Source organism: Streptomyces sp. NPDC055078 (assembly GCF_053607985.1).
This window is the reverse complement of the sequence record NZ_JBSGUP010000683.1, coordinates 1-4,282: the sequence shown is the minus strand read 5'-3', so window position 1 is coordinate 4,282 and position 4,282 is coordinate 1. Positions and strand designations below refer to the sequence as shown.

4 protein-coding genes are annotated in these 4,282 nt (G+C 70.2%); 1 reads left to right on the top strand and 3 read right to left on the bottom strand.

The window, feature by feature from the left end; genetic code table 11:
- Positions 1 to 144: 144 nt before the first annotated feature.
- The 3 genes from ACWF94_RS34735 to ACWF94_RS34725 form a co-directional block, all read right to left on the bottom strand.
- Positions 145 to 690 (bottom strand): YbjN domain-containing protein, encoded by a 546-nt coding sequence (locus tag ACWF94_RS34735; RefSeq protein WP_453497938.1) that lies wholly within the window; start codon positions 688 to 690, stop codon positions 145 to 147.
- A gap of 96 nt (positions 691 to 786) precedes the next feature.
- Positions 787 to 3,405: an ATP-dependent chaperone ClpB gene (gene clpB / locus ACWF94_RS34730; RefSeq protein ID WP_453497935.1), complete on the bottom strand. Its 2,619-nt coding sequence runs from the start codon at positions 3,403 to 3,405 to the stop codon at positions 787 to 789.
- Positions 3,390 to 3,554, bottom strand: a complete 165-nt coding sequence (locus tag ACWF94_RS34725) for a hypothetical protein (protein ID WP_453497932.1) — start codon at positions 3,552 to 3,554, stop codon at positions 3,390 to 3,392. Before ACWF94_RS34725 ends, clpB begins: the two co-directional genes overlap by 16 nt.
- Before the next feature lie 123 nt (positions 3,555 to 3,677).
- Here ACWF94_RS34725 and ACWF94_RS34720 point away from each other — a divergent pair, with 123 nt between their 5' ends.
- A complete protein-coding gene (locus ACWF94_RS34720) occupies positions 3,678 to 4,085 on the top strand; it encodes a pyridoxamine 5'-phosphate oxidase family protein (RefSeq protein ID WP_453497929.1) in 408 nt (135 codons plus the stop codon).
- Positions 4,086 to 4,282: the final 197 nt, after the last annotated feature.

The following is a 4,282-nucleotide window of genomic DNA, read 5'->3' as shown; positions in this document are numbered from 1 at the left end:
CGGGACGTATCTGCTGACGCTGTCGCCGATCGCGCTCTGATCACGCTCCGACTCATGCACTGACCTCATGCACTGACACATGCACCGATCATGCTGCGATCACGCGCTGAACGCGCCCGGGGTGCCGCCGCACCCGCCATCGGCTCAGGCGTCGGTGGGCTTCTCGTCCCCGGGCTTCTCGTCCGCGGGCGCCAGCCCGAGCCGCTCCGTGAGCCACTTGTCGAACTCGATCGCGGCGCGCACCCAGCTGACGGTGGACGACACGAAGTGGTCCAGGCTCACCCCCGTACCGATGAGCATCTGCGCCTCACCGATGAGCCGGATGGTCGCCGGAGCGTCCTCCTCCTCGTCGTGGAGGTGGGTGTAGACCTTGGGCCACAGGGTGCGGCGGTTCCAGTCGTCGACGGTGTCGAGGATCTGGGGACGGTCCTCGACGGGCAGCGGCCGGTCGTAGAACGTCCGGACGGAGAAGACCTGCTGCTCGTCCTCGCCGCGGAACATGAAGTACGTGCGGAATTCCTCCCACGGCGCGGCGAGGTCTCCCTCGTCGTCGACGATGTACTTCAGCTCCATCTGGTCGAGGAGCTGCTTGACCAGGTCCTGGTCGGGCACGACGGGGCCCGCCGGTCCTGGGGCCTGCGGCTGGGTCTGGCCCCCGAAATTCGGAATCGAGGACGGATCGATGGTCACCGTGGATTTCCCTTCGTGCGGATGGGCGCCATCCTCCCCCATGCCGGGGCGGGGCTGACAACCCCTCCCCCGGCCCGTCCCTCCGTGGTGGCGGAACTACAGGGTCTTACCGGACACCGGGCCCGACACCGGGCCCACGATCAGACCGTCCTCGAAGCGGTCCACCCGCACGGTGTCGCCGTCGGTCACCTCGCCCGCGAGGATCTCCCGGGCGAGCCGGTCCCCGATCGCCGTCTGCACCAGCCGCCGCAGCGGGCGGGCGCCGTACGCGGGATCGTTGCCCTCTTCGGCCAGCCACTCCAGCGCCGCCGGGGTGACGTCCAGGGTGAGCCGGCGCTCCGCGAGCCGGGCGGCGAGCCGGTCGAGCTGGAGCTTCGCGATGCGTTCCAGCTCGCCCTTGTCCAGCGCGGAGAAGACCACCAGATCGTCCAGCCGGTTGAGGAACTCCGGCTTGAAAGAGGCCCGGACGACTTCCAGGACCCGCTGCTTCTTCTCCTCGTCGCCGAGGTGGGGATCGACCAGGAACTGGCTGCCCAGATTGGAGGTGAGGATCAGGATCGTGTTCCGGAAGTCGACCGTACGGCCCTGTCCGTCCGTGAGCCGGCCGTCGTCCAGGACCTGGAGCAGGATGTCGAAGACCTCCGGGTGCGCCTTCTCCACCTCGTCCAGCAGGATCACGCTGTACGGGCGGCGGCGCACCGCCTCGGTGAGCTGGCCGCCCTCCTCGTAACCGATGTAGCCGGGAGGGGCGCCCACCAGCCGGGCGACGCTGTGCTTCTCGCTGTACTCCGACATATCGACGCGGACCATCGCCCGCTCGTCGTCGAAGAGGAAGTCCGCGAGGGCCTTCGCCAGCTCGGTCTTGCCGACGCCCGTCGGGCCGAGGAAGAGGAACGAGCCGGTGGGCCGGTCGGGGTCGGCGATGCCCGCGCGGGTGCGCCGTACGGCGTCGGACACCGCGCGCACCGCCTCGGACTGGCCGATCAGCCGCCGCCCCAGCTCCTCCTCCATCCGCAGCAGCTTCTGGGTCTCGCCCTCCAGCAGCCGCCCGGCCGGGATACCGGTCCAGGAGCCGACCACATCGGCGATGTCGTCGGGTCCTACCTCCTCCTTGACCATGGTGGCGACCCCGCCGGTACGGGCCTCCTCCTCGGCCTCGGACGCCTCGGCCAGCTCGCGCTCCAGGGACGGGATCTCCCCGTACAGCAGCTTGGATGCGGAGTCGAAGTCGCCGTCGCGCTGGGCCCGTTCGGCCTGGCCGCGCAGCTCGTCCAGCTTCTCCTTCAGCTCACCGACGCGGTTGAGGCCCTGCTTCTCCTTCTCCCAGCGGGCGGTGAGACCGCGCAGCTCCTCCTCCTTGTCGGCGAGGTCGCGGCGCAGCTTCTCCAGCCGCTGCTTGGACGCGGCGTCGGCCTCGTTCTTCAGCGCCAGCTCCTCCATCCGCAGCCGGTCGACGACGCGCTGCAACTCGTCGATCTCGACAGGTGAGGAGTCGATCTCCATCCGCAGCCGGGAGGCGGACTCGTCCACCAGGTCGATCGCCTTGTCGGGCAGGAAGCGGGAGGTGATGTAACGGTCGGAGAGGGTGGCCGCCGCCACCAGCGCGGAGTCGGCGATCTGGACCTTGTGGTGGGCCTCGTACCGGCCCTTGAGACCGCGCAGGATCGCGATGGTGTCCTCGACGGTCGGCTCGGCTACCAGCACCTGCTGGAAGCGCCGCTCCAGCGCCGGGTCCTTCTCGATCCGCTCGCGGTACTCGTCCAGGGTGGTCGCGCCGACCATGCGCAGCTCACCGCGGGCCAGCATCGGCTTGAGCATATTGCCGGCGTCCATGGCAGAGTCGCCGCCCGCGCCCGCGCCGACGACCGTGTGCAGCTCGTCGATGAAGGTGATGATCTGGCCGTCGCTCTCCTTGATCTCGGAGAGCACCGTCTTGAGCCGCTCCTCGAACTCGCCCCGGTACTTCGCACCCGCGACCATCGCGCCGAGGTCGAGCGCCACGAGCCGCTTGTTCTTCAGCGACTCGGGCACATCGCCCTTGACGATGCGCTGGGCGAGACCCTCGACGACGGCGGTCTTGCCGACACCGGGCTCACCGATGAGGACGGGGTTGTTCTTGGTACGGCGGGAGAGCACCTGGACGACCCGGCGGATCTCCTGGTCCCGGCCGATGACCGGGTCGAGCTTGCCGTCGCGGGCGGCGGCGGTGAAGTCCGTGCCGAACTTCTCCAGCGCCTTGTACTGGCCCTCAGGGTCGGCGGTGGTCACCCGGCGCCCGCCCCGTACGGCCTCGAACGCCGCCAGCAGCCGCTTGGCGGACGCGCCCTGGGCGCTCAGCACCTCACCGGCCTGCCCGCCCTTGGCGGCGAGGCCGATCAGCAGATGCTCGGTGGAGAGATAGTCGTCGCCCAGCTCCTTGGCGTGCCGCGAGGCGTCGGCGATGACGGCGAGGAACTCCCGGTTGGGCTGCGGAGGCGCGACCGTCGAACCGGCGACACTGGGCTGCGCGCCGAGCACCCGCTCGGCGCCCGCCCGCACGACCGCCTGATCGGCCTCGACGGCGGCCAGCAGGTCGATGATGTTCTCGTTGTCCTGGCCGGTGAGCAGCGCGAGCAGCAGATGCGCGGGGGTCAGATCGGGGTGCCCCGCGGACACCGCCCGGTTGGTGGCGGCGTTGATGGCGTCGCGGCTCTTGTTCGTCAGTTCGGCGTCCACGTGCGGTCTCTCCTCCTTCTGGCAGGCTTCTGACAGGCGGCGTTCTCGTACGTGTTCGCGTACACGTACCTGTACGCGTTCTCGTACGTGTACGCGTTCTCGTACACCTCGTACACGGTCTTGTCGGCAGTCATGTCGGCGGCGGGCACGACTGCCCCTCAACACTGACACCTTCAACCTGCACAAAGTTGAGTCTATTCCACTCAACCCTGTTCGCGCCATCCCATCGCACCACGCCGGACGCCGGGGATCGCCGCGACTACGCTGCCGCCATGCCCACAGACGTACGCGATCCCCGCCCCGAGTACCTCGCGTTCTGGCGCGAATACCACCTGTGCTCACTGACGACCCAGCGGCCGGACGGCAGCCCGCACGTCGTCGCGGTGGGAGTGACCTACGACCCCGAGGCGGGTCTCGCCCGGGTGATCACCAACAAGGGCAGCCGAAAAGTCGCCAACATCCTGGAGTCCCCCGACGCGGGCGGCGCGCGGGTGGCCGTGTGCCAGGTGGACGGCGGGCGCTGGGCGACCCTGGAGGGCCGGGCGCGCGTCCGGACGGAGCCGGAGCGGGTGGCGGAGGCCGTACGGCGCTACGCGGAGCGCTACGGCCGGACGCCCGGCCCCAACCCGGACCGGGTCGTCATCGAGATCGCCCTGGAGCGGGCCATGGGCCGCGCCTGAGCCGCCCGCCCGGGTGCCCGACGGGCCCGCACCGGGGGAAGCCCCCGCAGGGCCCGCAGCGCCCCGTACGGGGCCGCACGGAAGGCGGCGCGGCGGGGAGTGTGTCCGGGACCCTGGGCCGATCCGGTCCCTGGAGCCGATCCGGCCCCTGAGGCAGATCCGAACCCTGAGGCCGTACGGGAAAGGCACAGCGGCGC

Excerpts from the sequence above, each read along its gene's own strand:
- ACWF94_RS34720 (WP_453497929.1), top strand. The coding sequence starts at position 3,678 with ATGCCCACAGACGTACGCGATCCCCGCCCCGAGTACCTCGCGTTCTGG.